The following is a 16,524-nucleotide window of genomic DNA, read 5'->3' as shown; positions in this document are numbered from 1 at the left end:
GCGCAGCAATGCTGTGCATTCATCTGCTCTATTGAGCGAGGAGTTTGATTTTATGCGCTATTCCACAGCTCTTCGGTCTGGCACAGCTGCGTTTGTGCTGGGCATGGTGGTTCTGGGGGCGTCTTCCGTGGCGTCAGTTAAAGCGTGGGCAGATGAACCCGTGGTGCAGGAGGAGGAGAGTGATATCATCAAGCTTTCTCCTGTAACGCCACATCGTATTCTCGTGCAGGATACAGCAGGCACGCACGCCAAAGATGGCCGCGTGTATGTTGTGGATGCAGATAAAGGCAAGCTGTTGGGAATGGTGCAGGCTGCCTATAATGGCAACGTTGTACAAGACCCTAAGGGCCGTGCTTTTTATGTAGCAGAGACCGTCTGGTCCCGCGGGAACCGAGGGGACCGTCTGGACCTTTTACCTGCCTATGACCCCCAGACCCTGACCATTACGAATGACGAGGTTCTGCCGGGCAGGGCACTGGTGACCCCCAAGAAAAATGACCTTGCCATCAATCAGGATGGTAGCCGTGTCTATATTTTCTCCATGGTGCCCACAAATGCAGTGCATGTTATTGATACGGCTACGCATACAGTCAGCCAGACGGTAGATTTGCCCGGTTGTGCGCTTGCTTATCCTTGGGGGAAGGACGGATTTACGTCTATCTGTGCAGATGGTAGCCTTGCAAATGTCAGTCTGAACGGAAGCAAAGCTGAAGTCACCCACACCAAGCCATTTTTTGATCCGGAAAAAGATGCCGTTTTCGAGCATAGCCCAACTCGGCGTTCTGATGGCAAGACGTGGTTTATTTCTTACAGTGGTCTCGTTTACCCTACGGCCCTTTCATCTGATAGTAAGGTCGAAGCCCCGTGGTCTTTGCAGGAAGCCGCAGGCATGCAGAAAGCGCCTGCTGCTGAAGCACCTTTTGCTAAAACGTGGCGTCCAGGTGGATGGCAGCTTTCAGCGTTACATTATGCTAGCGGCCATATGTTTGTATTGATGCATGAAGGAACATTCTGGACACACAAAAAAGCTGGCACGGAAATATGGGAACTGGACACCGCTACGCATAAGCTGGTGCGTCGTATTCCACTTCCAGCGCCAGCAACCATGGTTGGCGTAACACAGGATGAGGAACCGCTTTTATTTACCAACGACAACGAAGGGGATCTCTTCATCTGGGATATGACAAGCGGAAAGTTGCTCCGCAAAATGCCGCACCTTGGCGATGATCTGTATTTTACCGTCGCGCTGGGTGAATGAGCGTGCACAGCCTTCTGCTACAGATGCTAGGCGCTTTAGGGAGCGGTGCTTTTGGGGCGTTATTTCTGTTCACAGGAATTGGTAAGGCCATGGACAGCGCCCGGTTTGCCTCAGATATTGCAGCATATCGGCTTTTGCCGCTTGATGCCGCTTTCCCGACGGCCTACGCCATTATTGTGACCGAAACAGTTATTGGTATTTGGTTATTTTCAGGGGCCGCCGCCGTTATTGCTGGTCTGTTTTCTGCGCTGTTGCTACTGGTGTTTGCTATAGCCATGGGGATGAACGTATGGCGGGGCCGGACACATCTTTCTTGTGGATGCATCCCTGGGCTTGATGCGCAGATTTCATGGGGATCTGTTTTCCGTAATGTCCTTCTGGCAGGAATTGTTTTTCTGGTTGGGCTGTGTGGTCAGCCAGAATCTGGCTTCCTTTGTATGGAAGGGCTGCTCATGGGGGTGGCTGTTCTACTCCTGTGCGTTGCAACAGTGTCTCTTACTGCACCGGAGGCACTGCGCTGATGCTAATTGTTCTGACAGTTTCTACGCTACTTCTGACAGTTTTGACCTTAGGTCTTGCTCTCGGCGTATTTGTTCTTGCCCGCCAGATTGGCGTGCTTCATGAACGGCTGGCTCCTATCGGCACACAGCCCGTATTGTCTGGCTTGCAGGCCGGGCAGGCGTTGCCGCAGGTAACGGCTCGCACATTGGCCCATGCGCCCGTTGCCGTTGGAGGGGCTAATGCTGCAGGCCGTTCAATGCTGCTCATGTTTGTGTCTGCTGATTGCCCTGTCTGCAAACGGGTGCTTCCGCAGGCGCGCGTGGTAGCACGGGAGCATGATCTTGATCTGGTTCTGATAGGAGAGGGGGATGTTTCCGCTCTTTCTGCAATGGCCAGCCTCACACCGCTTGAAGGTGTGCCATTGCTGGTCAGCATGGAACTGCTTTTACTGATGCAAATTGGCCGACTGCCCACAATGGTGGCGCTTGACCCCCGTGGCGTTATCACAGCACGGGACGTGGCCAGCGGCCGCCGAGAAATTGAAGCTTTGGTTGCTACGTTGCCGCAGGCACGTCCGACCCTAACGAAGGAGTCATCTTATGTCGCAGTCTGATGTGTCCTTGCGCCATAAGGCGCCTGGTAAAAAAGACGACATGGCACACAGCGTAATTGATCGCACGATAGAGCGTTTTACCCGTCGCGTGGCAAGCTACAGCTCTCGCCGCAGCCTTCTTGGGCGGGTTGGGGCATGGGTTACGTTTGGGGCATTAATACCAACTCTGCCGGTTGAACGGGCTTCTGCGGCCCAACCTGCCAAGCCTAAATTCAAGGCTCCAACACCATTTTCTGCCAATGCACAAACGACAGACGCTACGGCCTGTAATTATTGGCGTTATTGCGCGATAGATGGTTTTTTATGTGCGTCTTGCGGTGGCGGCGTTCACAGTTGCCCGCCTGGTACTAGTCCTTCGCCAACATCGTGGATTGGCACCTGCTTTAACCCCGGGGATGGGCAGTCCTACTTGGTGGCGTATCGCGATTGTTGTGGCCAGGACGCATGTAGCCAACCCATGTGTGTAGGCACGGAAGGTGACCAGCCAAGTTACCGGCCTCAGGCAAACAATGATATTATCTGGTGTTTTGGTACCGGCGCTCTGATTTATAACTGCTCCACATCCGTAATTGTTGGGAATGCATCATGATTAAGCGTGGCTTATTTCTTCTTTTTAGCCTTGTCGCGGGTGTACCAGCTCTGGCAGGCACAGCGCATGCGGCATCTGATGGTGCCTCGCTCTATAATACCAACTGTTCTGTATGCCATCAGGCTGGCGGCGCAGGAATGCCGGGCCAGTTTCCTGTTCTTAAAAATCGGATTGATAAAATTGCCTCCAGCCCTGAAGGTAAAAGATATCTGGCCGACGTTGTGCTGAATGGTCTCCATGGTCCTATTCAGGCGGGTGGCGTAACCTATGCCGGTTTCATGCCCTCTCTCAAGGCTCTGTCAGATGAGGATATTGCTGCTGTGCTGACATATGTGGCGTCCTTGAGTGATGCCAAGCCAGCACCAACCATCGCAGCGGAGGATATCAAAGCTGCACGTGCAGTCCCTAAAAAAAGTTCAGAAATACAGGCTGAACGGAGTGCCTTGAATGCTGCACACCCTATTCCGTAACGTGGTAGGGTTTTGCGAAAAGCGTTCTGCCAGAAAGAAAAATTATCTGGTAGGCGCACCCCTTGCACTTCTGATCTGGGGTGGGGTGCCATACATGGCGCATGCTAAGGTGCTGGACCATACCACCACAAATTACCTGACCCATTGTGGCGGGTGCCATGGTATTGAAGGGGTTTCAACCCGCACTTTTGTCCCTCTTCTGCGTGAGCATGTTGGCACATTTACCTGCTCAGCCGAGGGTCGGGCGTATATAGGGCGGGTGCCGGGCGTTTCCATGTCCTTGATCCGAAATGATCAGGATTTGGCAGATGTCTTGAATTTTGTTCTATTCCGGATGGGAGGCGCGAGCACGCCTGCTGGAACCAAACCCTTTACTGCGGCTGAAATTCATAATTTACGTTCGCAGCCCATAGCAACCACGGATCTGCTGTCCCTACGAGCCGAAGTTCTAGCTCGCGCTGCGGCACAATGCCCCCGTTAAGAGGACGAAAGGGCATGGGGGTGAGCATCAAGAAAGGACTGGATAGAGCTGTGACCCGTTTCTGCAACGCTCAGCAGACTTTCCAGATGCTCGCGGTTGTTGACAAGACCGCGGGATTCCACGGTACCGTCTGGGGCCAGAAGAACAGCAAAGGGAACGCGGTCAACACCAAGTTGGCGACCTACTGTAGCGGTGTTGACCATCTGGTGGCTTTTAATACCAAGGCTATGAACGGCTTCTTGCTGCGCCTGCGGCGTATCGTCCCCTACAAAAAGCAAGTCAAGATTTTCTCTCTGACAGAAATTTTGACTGACAGATGTCATTTTTTGCGAAATCGGGCATGTACCGGAGACAAACAGAAGAAGTTGCTTTCTGCCATTCGGGCGTTGGCCACCAATTGTCACGTCCTGACCATCAAGCGTTTTGAGATGACGAAGTTCAAGCTTGGTGGTTGTTGGTTGCACTGGGGCCAGAGCACCAAGGGGAGCAATTTTGCGGTACAGGTTCTTAACTTGTTTCAGCAGCAGCAGGGCCACAGTTGTTGTCAGCAACACCACAATCCAAAGTGCGCCCTGAGCCAGTATCAGAGTGTTCATATCCGTCAGTTCCGGTTGTTTGCATCACTATCGCAACAAATAGCCTGACGGTCGATAAAAATATTTTACGTTAAGGGAAAATACTTTCCATGTCTCACGCTTTGCAATTCTACTATAATGGCCAATGGGTTGATCCTGCCAGCAGTCTTACTCTGGATGTTATCAACCCCGCAACGGAAGAAGTGTGCTGCACAATTGCGATTGGAAATGAAGAAGATGTAAATCGCGCAGTAGCATCTGCCCGTAGTGCCTTTCCCGCATGGTCTGTCACCACGCGGGAAGAGCGTCTGGCTATCCTGGAGCGTATTCTTGTTATTTACAAGAAGCGTTCGGAAGATATGGCACAGGCAATTTCTCAGGAAATGGGCTCTCCCATCGCACGGGCACGGGATAGCCAGACATGGGCCGGGATGGCACATCTGGAAGAAATGATCTCGACACTCAAAAACTATGTGTTTGATGAGATGCGCGACGATATGCTCATTACGCGCGAGCCTGTTGGTGTTGCTGGGCTAATTACCCCGTGGAACTGGCCCATGAATCAGATTATGTGCAAGGTGGCACCCGCACTGGCTGCTGGCTGTACACTGGTGCTGAAACCCAGTGAAGTTGCTCCGTTGAGTGGGCTGGTCTTCACTGAAATTATGGACGAAGCTGGCCTGCCTCCAGGTGTGTATAATATGGTGAATGGCGACGGCCCTGGTGTGGGTGAGGCCATTGCGCGCCATCCTGATATAGATATGGTCTCTATTACCGGATCAACCCGCGCTGGGGCTGCCGTTGCAAAGTTGGCGGCAGACACAGTGAAACGTGTTCATCAGGAACTTGGCGGCAAGTCACCTAATATTATTCTGCCTGATGCCGATTTTGAAGATGCCGTAATACGGGGGGTAAAAGGCTGTTTCAGTAATTCTGGCCAGTCCTGTGATGCACCAACGCGTATGCTTGTCCCGCGCGAGAAAATGGAGCAGGCCTTGCATATTGCCAAAAGTGCGGCTGAAGCTTTCAAGATGGGCTCACCTGCTGATGAAACAACGCAGCTTGGCCCTGTTGTAAGCGCCGTTCAGTATGACCGAATTCAAACCCTTATTGCAAAAGGGATTGAAGAAGGCGCAACACTTGTTACTGGTGGTTTAGGGAAACCTGCTGGGCTTGAGACCGGCTATTACGTGAAATCCACCGTGTTTGGAAACGTACAGCCCGATATGACAATCTCACGTGAAGAGATATTCGGGCCAGTTCTTTCCATTCTGGCATATGATAACGAAGAGCACGCTATTCAAATCGCCAATGATACACTGTATGGGCTGGCAGCTTATGTGCAGTCAGGTGACCTTAACCACGCCAGAGCTGTAGCGCGCAGATTAAGGGCAGGAAACGTTAACATAAACGGGGCGGCATGGACTGTCGCAGCTCCTTTTGGTGGTTATGGCCAGTCTGGTAACGGGCGTGAGTGTAGTTCTTTCGGGCTGAGTGATTTTCTGGAAATCAAGGCTATTCTCGGGTACGGCATGACAGCATGAACACCGTAGCCAGCCTTTATGCATCTTATGGTGGACGCGGGCAGCTTTACCCGCGTCTCAATGGCGACATACGTGCGGATGTTATTATCGTAGGGGCTGGTCTGACCGGGCTTTCTGCTGCTCTTCACCTTGCCGAAAACGGGGTGAGGGTAGTTGTCCTGGAGGCGGAACAGCCAGGATGGGGGGCTTCCGGCCGCAATGGAGGGCAGGTTAACCCTGGCCTGAAACCTCTTCCTTCACAGGTGGAAAAAGATTTCGGGCCAATCTACGGTCCCGCTCTGGTGCATATCGCATGGAATGCTCCCAATAGTGTTTTTGATCTGATTACGCAGCATAATATCCAGTGTGGCGCACTGCGGGGCGGAACAATTCGGGCTGCCACATCCCCATCCCAGCTTGCTCCCTTACGCCAACTAACGGACGAATGCCTGAAACATGGGTGGCCCGTAAAATGGCTTGAGCCTGAAGAGATGCAAGCCAGATCCGGCACCACGTTATACTGCGGCGGAATGCTGGACGAACGGGGAGGGCAGCTCAATCCTCTAGCTTATACGCAAGGTATAGCCCGGGCCGCAGTCAAGGTCGGAGCCAGTATTTATGGCGGAACACGCGTAACATCGTTCACGCAGACAGAAGGCGCGTGGGAGGTGCAGACGGCTTCTGGTCGCGTGAAAGCTGAAAGACTGATTTTTGCCACCAATGGCTATACAGATAAAGTGTGGGATGCTCTGCGGCGCTCTGTGGTTCCGGTATATAGTGGTATTGTAGCCAGTGCTCCATTGCCAGACAAACATGTAGAACGGATTTTATCTCGGCATGAAGTGCTGTATGAATTAGGGCAGATCACGACATACTACCGTGTTGACGGGCAGAAGCGGCTCCTCATGGGAGGGCGCTCCTATTCCCATCATTTGCAGGGCGCATTGGCTTTCCCATATCTAATACACCGAGCCATGGTGCTTTGGCCGGAACTAAGAGATATCAGTTGGACCCACGGCTGGAATGGGCAGCTTGGTATCACGCTTGATCATTATCCTCACTGGCATGAACCGAAACCGGGGTTGTTGGCGTGTGTTGGTTATAATGGGCGAGGTGTTGCTATGGCCACCCTTATGGGGCAACATATCGCGCAGTATGTAACAGGGCAGGGCGTCCCGCTTTTTCCACCGTCCCCCGTCAAACCGATCGCAGGTCATTTTGCATGGAAGGTCGGCGTTGCAGGGCGCATTTTATGGGGTAGGATGGCAGACCGATTAGGATGGTCTGCATAAGGCAATATGCTCTGATTATAAGCTTTTTTTTCGTGATGGTCTGATCAGTTTCATCAGTCCTTAAGACCGGCTTACCTTTCAGGTAGGGAAATAAGAGGGAATACCGTTCGCTATGGAGAAACGTAATTAGATATGTTTCCTTGTTCGGGTGTTCATGGAATATCAAACCCAAAATGACTTCTTAAAGTTGTTCCGGCATATGATGTCTTGAAGCGTCCGCGTTTTTGTAATTCAGGCACAACGTGTTCAACAAAATCTTCAATTCCACCGGGATCATGTGGGAAAAAGAGGTTGAATCCATCCGCAGCGTAGCTGTCGTACCATTCTTCAAAACGGTCTGCTATATCCGCGGCTGTGCCCACAACGGCATTTCGCTTACTCAGGTGAAGATAGAGTTGACGAATAGAGAGTTGTTTTTCTTGTGCCAAAGCAAGAGCAAAATCGCGTCGACTTCCTTTATTGCCCTGAGGGATGTCCGGTAATGGTCCATCCACATCATACGGGCTAAGATCTATGTCATCTCCAAGCGTATCAGCGAGCAACCTGCGCCCCAGCACTGGATCAACCAGTTCCTGCAACTGCTCAAAAAAGTCGCGTGCCTCCTGACGTGTCTTGCCGACTATGGGTGTAATTCCAGGCAAAATACGAATACTGTTTTCTGACCGGCCCAGAGCCTGAGCCGATGATTTAATTTCTGCATAATAAAGTCGAGCGGCATTTATTTCATCATGAGGGGAAAAAATTATCTCCGCTATCCGAGAGGCAAGACGTTTTCCACTGGTGGAAGCGCCTGCCTGTACCAAAACGGGTTCTCCTTGTGGAGTGCGGGAAATGTTGAGAGGACCTTGCACAGAAAAGTGTTTGCCCTTGTGGTGAATGGCATTTACTTTTTCTATCAGAAAATATTTTCCATTTACTGCATCTTTTACTACGGCTCCATCCGCCCAAGATTGCCAGAGTTTCCGGACAACATCGACAAACTCTTCAGCACGCTCATAACGCTCACTATGCAGAAAATGTTCGCTCCTGCCAAAATTGCGTGCCTCATCTCCAACAACGGATGTGACGACATTCCAGCCTGCACGACCTCCCGAAAGATGATCAAGAGAGGAAAACTTGCGCGCAATATGATAAGGCTCGTTATAGCTGGTTGTCGCTGTTCCAATCAGCCCAATATGTGTGGTCACACCAGCAAGATAGGAGAGCAGCGTCAGAGGTTCGTAATGCTCACCGCGTGATGTGCGAGAAAGGGCGTCCAGATCCTTTCCCCATAAAGCGGCAACATCGGCAATAAAAAGAGCGTCTAACAAGCCTTTTTCCGCCATTTTGGCAAACTGGGCATAATTTTTTATATCAAGACCAGTGCCTGCCTGTCCTTTTGGGTGCCTCCATGCGGTCAGGTGGTGGCCACCATTGGTAAGCATGGCCAGTAGGTTCATATGCCCGGGTCTATCGGTCATGAAATCTGTCCTTCAAAAATTTTGGACTCTTTCTGCTCTGAGCTTAGTAATTCACGCTTAGTCTGACGCCCCACGTTGCGGGCATGCCCGCTAGGGCAATGTTGGCACCATCAACAAAATAGTTTCTTTCAACATCATATTTTTTATCAAAAATATTTTTTCCAAAGGCCGCAACAGACCATTTTCCATCTTTAGGCCCAAATCCGATATTAGCACCCCAGAGCGTATAACCGGCAACATTGTAGCGTGTTCCAAACAGGGAATGGTAAGTGCTCCGTAAGCTATAATCCATCCCGGTTGTCAGGAAATAATCGCCGATACTCCAGTTGTAACTGACTGATCCATTAACCGTAATTTTGGGAAACGGTAGGGATTCTCCTTTACGGTTCCTGTAGTCGCCAACATACAAGCCATTCACAACATGAGCACTGTAGAGTGACGAAAACCGATCAAAAGCACCCACGGCAAAGCCTGCGGACTGAGAAAGTGTGAGGCCAGGTAGGGGATGCCACTCAGCTTCAATTTCACCGCCATACATGTGAGAGCGGGGTGCATTCACAATAGAGCCTACCAAACCTGTTTCTTGGTTAAGGGTGGCAGACTGAATTTGCTGATTGCTATAATCATAATAAAAACCTGCAACATTTAGGCGGAGGTGCTGCTCTGGTAAGGAAAATTTATTACCCACCTCATAAGCTAAGAGGGATTCCGGCTTGAAGGGGGCAGAGGAAACGCCCACCGCGTTGGAGTTATACGTGGTAAAACCGCCCGATTTTATACCTCGCGTAAAAGAGGCATACAGCATGTTGTTACGGATGGGATTGTACTGCACTTCAAACTTGCCCGAAGGTAGGGTGAAGTCCGTACTTTGGCTTCGCAGAACATTCCCCGGATTGGTAATAGCGCTATTTACAATCTGATATGATGCCATATTAGACAGCTTGCGTGATTCATGTTCAATGCGGAACCCGCCGGTAAAGCGCAATTTATCAGTTACGTGATAAGTGGCCTGTCCAAATCCGCTGATGGTATTTACGAACTGACTATAGCGCAGGTCTCGGTCAAACCCATACAGGTCCGCAAAGCCAGATTGATACCGGTCATTCATATATTGATGGGCGTAATAAATACCGCCTACCCATGTAAGCCTTTGCTTGTTGGGAGAGGTAAGGCGCAGTTCATTAGCCAAAACATTTGCCCGTGTTTTGAACGCAACATCCGCCAGATTACCCTGCCACGCATCAAAATTCATATATTCCTGACGCTGCATATTATCATAGCTGAGCAGATCAGTAATGGTGGCGAACGGTAGTTTTTTTTCAGCACGGAAGCTTACTCCGCCAACATCAATGTGGGAGAAAGGTTTGGTGTTGGCATTAATACCAAGCTGCTTGGCAAATTCAGGAGAAGTGCCCCAGTTAGTCTGATATCGGTCGGAACTGACGGCATACACAGGTGCGGAAGCATTCAGAGCATTGAAGGCCGACATGGGGCTATACAGATGTAGACCGTTAGCATCTGAGCGGTCACGGCTACCGTGCAGGTTAAATTCAAATTTGAGAGTATCAGATGCTTCGTAATCCAGAAGAAGGCGGGCCGCCCCTCTGTTGACACGTCCCAGTCCTAAACCTGCACTGTTCCGTTGCCAATCTCCCCCTTGCTGGGTTTCACCAGACAAACGGTACCGTAGCTTATCTGTGATCGGGCCGGAGATGTATCCGTCTATTTTGGCACTATCAAAGCGACCATATTGTACACCTCCACCTGTATGAAAGGTGGAGGTTGGCTTGTTCAAAATATAATTGATCGCCCCGCCGGTGGTATTACGCCCATACAGTGTCCCCTGTGGGCCGCGTAAAACTTCAACCCGGCTGATATCAAACATCATACCATTTGTAGCAAAGGGAACCGGATTGGCCACTTCATCAACATACACTCCCACTGTGGGGGCGTTGTTACTGGCGTAGTCATTAAATCCGATACCCCGGATAGCAAATGCCGGTTGGCCACTGCCAAACTGAGGGGTGACCTGTAGAGAGGGAGTGAGGTACTGGAGGTCAAATACATTATTGACGTTGCGTGTCTGAAGGGTTTTTCCGCCGATAACACTCAAGGACGACCCTATGTTCTGAGGACTTTCCGTGCGTCTTTCAGATGTGACAAGCACTTCTTCAGCCTCTCGCGCCGTAACATTCTGGGCTGGTTTTGGCTGGCTTACAGGTAAAGGCTTTTTTACAGACTGTTTTTTCAAAGGTAAGGGGGTGGATGAAGAGGTAAGAGAGCCTGTTTGGCCCCAAGCATGACTACTGAGAGTAAAAAATAACACACTTGAGGCAAGCAGAGCCTGCTTCTGCAAAAAACACGGCATTCTGAAGGTAAAAATAGGCTGCTGCAGAAGCATTGTCAGACATCCCTGAGAGACAAGAAACAATTTATAGCGAAATGAGACGGAGAGTCGGTTCTGGTGCCTTTCGCGGACGGGAAGGGCTTGGCTGCTGCCGCCCAGCACTGAAACACAAACACGATGCTTAAAAATGGAAGCCTTGCTCCCTTCAGTTTGTATGGAAAGGGACGGGGTTTAAACGTGTTCAATTACGCATGTTGGTGGGTTTCCCCTTTGCGTGCAGGGTTAATAACATTATTTGAGTGTTGTATATAATTAAAACGATAAAAAGTGATAATTGATTTTATTAACGATAATTAAATATGGCTTCGCAATATAAAATATAGGTTGCCTCCCCACATTTTCATTTGTTATCCAATAATAAAATATATAAATATCAATAAACTACGACTTAAATATCCTGATGGAAATTCCACATTAAAGATCGTAAAAATAAACGTTTTAGAGCTGTTGAATTTTCGAGTGTAACCTTTTATCGTCTTTATCACGTCACTGTGATTGGCGTAATGCGTTACCTTTTGGGTTTGTTTGTGCAACGCATATTTTATATAACGAAAAGGTTTAGTTATATGTCGCGTACCATGAGCCTTGCTGCCTTTCTTCTCCCTACGGGGCATCATGCGGCAGCGTGGCGGCACTCTGGCTCTGTCAAGGATGCTGGTGTGAATTTTCAACACCACGCAGAGCTGGCGCAAACAGCCGAGCGGGGTTTATTTGATGCTGTCTTCATAGCAGATTTTACCAGCGGTATTGATGAGGAGGGGATAGAGGGATTCAAGCGAATGACCTATGCATCATCCTTTGAGCCTCTAACGCTTATTTCCGCACTATCAGTCATAACAAAGCGTATCGGGGTCATTGGTACGGTAAGCACAACGTATACTGTGCCTTATCATCTTGCGCGGCAGTTTTTGTCACTTGATCAGATTAACGGCGGTCGTTCTGGCTGGAATCTTGTAACAACAGCCAATGTGCGTGAGTCCGTTCACTATGGTGTGCCAGACCATATCCGTCATGCAGACCGTTATCAGAGAGCGCGCGAATTTGCTGATCTGGTTGTGAAATTCTGGGACGGCTGGGAAGATGACGCTTTTGTAAGAGACGTGGAAAGCGGTATATTTTTTGACCCGGCATTGCGGCGCGGCGTCTCGCATGACGGCGCATTGTTTGCTGCCTCTGGCCAGTTGGATATTCCACGGTCGCCTCAGGGGCGGCCTGTTATTGTGCAGGCCGGATCTTCCGAGCCAGGACGGCAGCTTGCAGCAGAAACGGCCGAAATGGTGTTTACCGCCCAGCAGGATATAACTGAAGCGCGTGCTTTTCGTGCAGACCTGCATAAACGCATGAACGCCATTGGCCGCCCGGTTTCTTCCGTTAAGGTTATGCCGGGAGTTTACCCATTGGTGGGGCGCACACAGGCGGAAGCGGAGGACCTGAAAGATCAGCTTGATAATCTCACTCATCCTGACGTTGGCCTGCTTTTATTGTCTCGTATGACGGGAACAGATTTGCGCGGTTTGCCGCTGGATGGTCCTCTTCCTGAACCTCCCTCGGTTATCAACGGTAACCAGAGCCGTCAGACACTTCTGTTGCAAATGGCACGTAAGCGGAACCTGAGCATTCGGGATCTGTATCTGGAGGTCAGTGGTGCACGCGGACATTGGACTATTTGGGGGAATCCAAGTCAGATTGCTGATCAGTTGGAAGAGTGGTTCACAACGGGCGCAGCAGATGGCTTTAACATTATGCCACCTATCCTGCCTAAAAGCCTTAATGATTTTGTTGATCTGGTCGTGCCTGAACTTCAGAAAAGAGGTATTTTCCGTAAAGAGTATGAAGGAACGACGTTGCGAGAACATCTGGGGCTTGCACGTCCGGCTCCCGGTGAAGTCCCTTAATGTTTTTAAAAGCGCTTTTTGCCGCCATAAGGTCATTCTGGCGTAAGGGCCTAGCAAGTCTGCTGTTTGCTGGCATTTCAGGTGGTGTGGTGAGCAACGCTACAGCGAATGAACGGGACGGGAGCGTGGTGATTGGCGTCAATATTTCGCCAGCCACGCTTGACCCCACAACCAACCCATCAGAGGGAATACGGATTGTCACGCACACCAATATTTATGAGGGCCTGACGGGTATGGATGAACGTGGCGCTGTTCATCCGCTCCTTGCAAAATCATGGAGCATTTCTCCTGACGGGCAAGTCTATACTTTTACTTTACAACCAGACGTGCATTTTCATGACGGAAGCCCCTTGACGTGCAACGCTGTCAAATTTTCGCTTGATCGTGCATCAGCACCAGAAAGCCTCAATCCGCAGAAGCAGGTTTTTCAGAATATAAAAAATATATCCTGTCCACAGGATAATGAGGTTATTGTCAGCTTACGCGCTCCTCATGGAAGTTTTCTATCAGAATTGGCATGGGCAGATTCTGTTGTTGTTTCCCCCACAAGTGCTGATGGAAATGCCTTGCGCCCCATAGGCACTGGTCCTTTTGTGTTTAAAAACTGGAAAAGGGCGGAAAGTGTTACCTTGGAAAAAAATTCTGCTTATTGGGGGCAGTCTGCCAAGCTAAATAAGGTTGTTTTCCGTTTTTTTGCAGATCCACTCGCTGCGGCCAATGCCTTGCTTGATGGGCAGGTTGATGCCTATCCAAGCTTTCCCGCGCCGGAGATGGCTGAACGTTTTGCTCATAATTCCGCCTTTGTCGTCAAATCAGGCGTGGCTCCCTTCAAGGGCCTTCTGGCACTCAATAATAGACATAAACCGTTCAACAATCCTCTTGCGCGGCAAGCTCTTGCTTATGCAATTGATCGAGCAGGTGTGGCGGAATCCCTTGATATTCCGGGAGCAAAAGTTCTGGGCTCGCACATGAGTCCAGAAAATCCTGATTATAAAGATTATTCAACCATTTATCCTTATAATCCTGAGAAGGCGAAAGCTCTTCTCAAGCAAGCGGGGGTAGAGGCAGGTACCCGTTTGCGGCTTGCGCTTCCTCCTATTGCTTATGCCCGTGGCACGGGAGAACTGATAGCAGCCTATCTTGAACAGGTGGGGATTACTGTCAGAATCGTGCAACTGGAATGGCCTGCGTGGCTTGCACAGATTTTTGGTCACCATGACTTTGACATGACGATCATTGGTCATACCGAGCCTGATGATATTGGGATTTATGCACGAAAAGACTATTATTTCGGCTACGATAATCCTGAATTTCAGAAACTTTACGCTACGTACGAAAACACATCAGACCCGGTTGTGCGGCATAATATTTCGATAAAAATGCAGGAAAAACTGGCGCGGGATGTGCCGAATATTTTCCTGTTTTTTGTACCGAGAACCAATATTGCTAAACGCCAGCTTAACGGATTGTGGAACACGTTGCCTTTGCAAGTCTGTCCAATGTCTGCTGTATCTTGGGGGCCATAATGCAGCGTTTTGTTCTGCCCTTCCGTTTTTTTGCTAGTCGCATGGTATTATTGGGCGTGGCCAGCGTTCTAGTCTTTTCCTGCATGACCCTTCTGCCTGGAGATCCTGCCGAAGTGCTGCTGGGGGTTGATGCGCAGCCTGACACACTTGCAGCTCTACACCATACACTGGGACTGGATCAGCCATTTTTCATCCGGTATCTACATTGGCTGGGCAATCTGTTCAAAGGTGATTTTGGTCAGAGCTATAGTTATAATGTGGCTGTATGGCAGCTTTTATCTGAACGGTTGCAACTCTCTGCGCCTCTTGCTGGTCTTGCATTGGTGCTGTCTATTTGTCTGGGTGTACCGCTGGGCGTTTTAACGGCAACACAACGTGGTAAGCCGATTGATATAGTGGTTATGGGAGCCTTTCAATTCACCAAAGCCATTCCTGATTTCTGGCTCGCTATGATCCTGACAGGCTTTTTTGCACTGACACTACATTGGTTTCCTGCTGGTGGATTTTCCGGGTGGGAGCAAGGAGCCGGGGCTGTTTTATGGTCCTTGTTGCTGCCAGCTATTGCGCTAGCCTTGCCACAAGCGGCAGTATTAGGGCGCTATACACGTTCGGCTGCAATAGCGGTTTTAGAAGAACCATTTGTACTTACAGCACGCGCTCATGGTTTATCAGAACGTTCTGTGCTTACACGGCATGTATTACCTCGCAGCTTGCCGCCTGTATTAGCCGTCATTTCGCTCCAGATACCGTTACTGCTTTCTGGCACAATTATCGTTGAAAATGTGTTTAACCTCAAAGGAACAGGTGCCCTGTTACTTGAAGCCGTTAGTCAGCGTGATCTTCCAGTGGTTCAAGGGTGTGTTTTACTGATTGTGACTCTCGTCATTTTTGAAAAAGGGTTCTTCGAGTGGTTGGAAATCAAGCTTAGTCCATGGGTTTCTTATCATCAGAGCAGGCAACGCGCATGACCCCTCTGGCTTTTTTTATATCCTCTTGGTGGTTGTCCCGTTTCAGTATGGTCTGGGGCTGTGTATGCATTGCCAGCGTTATGGTGCCGGGCATTGTTTTATGGCTTCTCCATCTCAATCATTCTTTTGGTATTGATATTCACAATCGTCTAAAACCAGCCTCTGGTATTCATTGGTTAGGAACAGATCCTTTCGGCAGAGATACGCTTTCTCTGTCTCTGGTTGCGGCCGTCAATAGCTTTACCATAAGTGTTGCCTCAATGCTGGCCGCACTCTTTATTGGGGGAGGCATTGGTATTATTGCAGCGGAAATGGGGGAGAAGACAAAAGTTTTGGCCAATGGGGCCGTTGAATTAGGTATAGCCTTTCCGCCAGTGATTACTGCTGCACTTCTTGTCACCATCTATGGGGCAGGGGTCATTCAGGAAATTCTGGCATTAGCCATTTTCTTTATCCCCGGTTTTATAAGGCTTAGTCAGCAAGCAGCATCCACCATTCTGGCGCAGGACTATATTGCAGCCGCGCGCCTTGCCGCTCTGAATACGCGGCAAATCCACTTTCAGCATGTTTTACCCAATATGGTGCCCGGGCTTCTGGTGCAATTTTCTGTTAATGTTGCTTTGGCTATACTGGCGGAAACAGGCTTGTCCTATCTCGGGTTGGGGGCGCCACCCCCACTCCCTGAACTCGGACGCCTTCTTGCATCCTACCAGATGCATATTTTTGATCACCCTCTTTTGGTTGCTGTGCCCGGGAGCATTGTCCTGCTCTTGGTGCTGGGTATTAATCTTCTGGGCGATGGATTGCGTGATCTGTTTGTACGACAGGAGACCCGCGCATGACTGCATCCTCTCTCCCTCTCAGTGTGAGAAATCTCACAATCTCTCTACCTTACTCTGGGGAGCCGCGTACAATTTTGCAATCTGTGGGTAATCCCCCCATAAAAAGAGTGGCTTTTGAATGAGA

Annotated in this window: 15 protein-coding genes; 12 read left to right on the top strand and 3 right to left on the bottom strand. The window is 49.9% G+C overall.

All coding sequences use genetic code 11. From position 1 onward, the window contains the following. Window positions 1-52: 52 nt before the first annotated feature. From AD944_RS05510 to AD944_RS05485, 6 genes are read left to right on the top strand one after another with little or no spacing between them, the layout of a single operon-like run. A complete protein-coding gene (locus AD944_RS05510; protein ID WP_045542286.1) occupies window positions 53-1,258 on the top strand; it encodes an amine dehydrogenase large subunit in 1,206 nt (401 codons plus the stop codon). Then, window positions 1,255-1,779 carry a MauE/DoxX family redox-associated membrane protein gene (locus AD944_RS05505; RefSeq protein WP_282956215.1) on the top strand — a complete coding sequence of 175 codons (525 nt, stop codon included), beginning with the start codon at window positions 1,255-1,257 and terminating at the stop codon, window positions 1,777-1,779. Before AD944_RS05510 ends, AD944_RS05505 begins: the two co-directional genes overlap by 4 nt. Beyond that, entirely contained in the window at window positions 1,779-2,372 is a 594-nt protein-coding gene (locus AD944_RS05500; RefSeq protein ID WP_045542277.1) for a thioredoxin domain-containing protein, read from the top strand. Before AD944_RS05505 ends, AD944_RS05500 begins: the two co-directional genes overlap by 1 nt. Before the next feature lie 40 nt (window positions 2,373-2,412). Then, the gene (gene mauA / locus AD944_RS05495) at window positions 2,413-2,961 is read left to right on the top strand and encodes a methylamine dehydrogenase (amicyanin) small subunit (RefSeq protein ID WP_045542288.1); all 549 of its coding nucleotides are present in this window, start codon (window positions 2,413-2,415) and stop codon (window positions 2,959-2,961) included. Then, window positions 2,958-3,431, top strand: coding sequence for a c-type cytochrome (locus AD944_RS05490; protein WP_045542278.1), 474 nt, complete (start codon window positions 2,958-2,960; stop codon window positions 3,429-3,431). The genes mauA and AD944_RS05490 overlap by 4 nt, the downstream gene beginning before the upstream one ends. Beyond that, window positions 3,409-3,912 carry a cytochrome c family protein gene (locus AD944_RS05485; RefSeq protein WP_045542279.1) on the top strand — a complete coding sequence of 168 codons (504 nt, stop codon included), beginning with the start codon at window positions 3,409-3,411 and terminating at the stop codon, window positions 3,910-3,912. Before AD944_RS05490 ends, AD944_RS05485 begins: the two co-directional genes overlap by 23 nt. Here the strand turns inward: AD944_RS05485 and AD944_RS05480 are convergent. Beyond that, window positions 3,909-4,508 carry a thioredoxin domain-containing protein gene (locus tag AD944_RS05480; RefSeq protein ID WP_045542280.1) on the bottom strand — a complete coding sequence of 200 codons (600 nt, stop codon included), beginning with the start codon at window positions 4,506-4,508 and terminating at the stop codon, window positions 3,909-3,911. The two genes, AD944_RS05485 and AD944_RS05480, sit on opposite strands and share 4 nt — an antisense overlap. 89 nt (window positions 4,509-4,597) lie before the next feature. Between AD944_RS05480 and AD944_RS05475 the strand changes: the two genes are divergently transcribed. After that, entirely contained in the window at window positions 4,598-6,031 is a 1,434-nt protein-coding gene (locus tag AD944_RS05475) for an aldehyde dehydrogenase family protein (RefSeq protein ID WP_082741215.1), read from the top strand. After that, window positions 6,028-7,302, top strand: coding sequence for an NAD(P)/FAD-dependent oxidoreductase (locus tag AD944_RS05470; RefSeq protein ID WP_045542281.1), 1,275 nt, complete (start codon window positions 6,028-6,030; stop codon window positions 7,300-7,302). The genes AD944_RS05475 and AD944_RS05470 overlap by 4 nt, the downstream gene beginning before the upstream one ends. Window positions 7,303-7,454: 152 nt before the next feature. Here AD944_RS05470 and AD944_RS05465 read toward each other — a convergent pair whose 3' ends face one another. Both AD944_RS05465 and AD944_RS05460 read right to left on the bottom strand, forming a co-directional pair. Then, the gene (locus tag AD944_RS05465) at window positions 7,455-8,762 is read right to left on the bottom strand and encodes an LLM class flavin-dependent oxidoreductase (protein ID WP_045542282.1); all 1,308 of its coding nucleotides are present in this window, start codon (window positions 8,760-8,762) and stop codon (window positions 7,455-7,457) included. Window positions 8,763-8,805: 43 nt separating this feature from the next. Then, window positions 8,806-11,271 carry a TonB-dependent receptor gene (locus tag AD944_RS05460; RefSeq protein ID WP_236709202.1) on the bottom strand — a complete coding sequence of 822 codons (2,466 nt, stop codon included), beginning with the start codon at window positions 11,269-11,271 and terminating at the stop codon, window positions 8,806-8,808. A gap of 464 nt (window positions 11,272-11,735) precedes the next feature. Here AD944_RS05460 and AD944_RS05455 point away from each other — a divergent pair, with 464 nt between their 5' ends. The 4 genes from AD944_RS05455 to AD944_RS05440 all read left to right on the top strand — a co-directional run bounded on the left by AD944_RS05455 (window position 11,736) and on the right by AD944_RS05440 (window position 16,400). Continuing rightward, window positions 11,736-13,064, top strand: a complete 1,329-nt coding sequence (locus AD944_RS05455; RefSeq protein WP_045542293.1) for an LLM class flavin-dependent oxidoreductase — start codon at window positions 11,736-11,738, stop codon at window positions 13,062-13,064. 125 nt (window positions 13,065-13,189) lie between these two features. Then, window positions 13,190-14,590, top strand: a complete 1,401-nt coding sequence (locus AD944_RS05450) for an ABC transporter substrate-binding protein (RefSeq protein ID WP_236709203.1) — start codon at window positions 13,190-13,192, stop codon at window positions 14,588-14,590. Further along, window positions 14,590-15,558 carry an ABC transporter permease gene (locus AD944_RS05445; protein ID WP_045542291.1) on the top strand — a complete coding sequence of 323 codons (969 nt, stop codon included), beginning with the start codon at window positions 14,590-14,592 and terminating at the stop codon, window positions 15,556-15,558. Before AD944_RS05450 ends, AD944_RS05445 begins: the two co-directional genes overlap by 1 nt. Continuing rightward, window positions 15,555-16,400 carry an ABC transporter permease gene (locus tag AD944_RS05440; RefSeq protein ID WP_045542292.1) on the top strand — a complete coding sequence of 282 codons (846 nt, stop codon included), beginning with the start codon at window positions 15,555-15,557 and terminating at the stop codon, window positions 16,398-16,400. Before AD944_RS05445 ends, AD944_RS05440 begins: the two co-directional genes overlap by 4 nt. Window positions 16,401-16,524 lie beyond the last annotated feature (124 nt).

Origin of the sequence: Acetobacter tropicalis, assembly GCF_001580915.1 — a bacterium.
GTDB classification, from domain to species: Bacteria; Pseudomonadota; Alphaproteobacteria; order Acetobacterales; family Acetobacteraceae; genus Acetobacter; species Acetobacter tropicalis.
The sequence above is the reverse complement of the archived record's forward strand: the minus strand, read 5'-3'. Positions and strand labels throughout refer to the sequence as shown.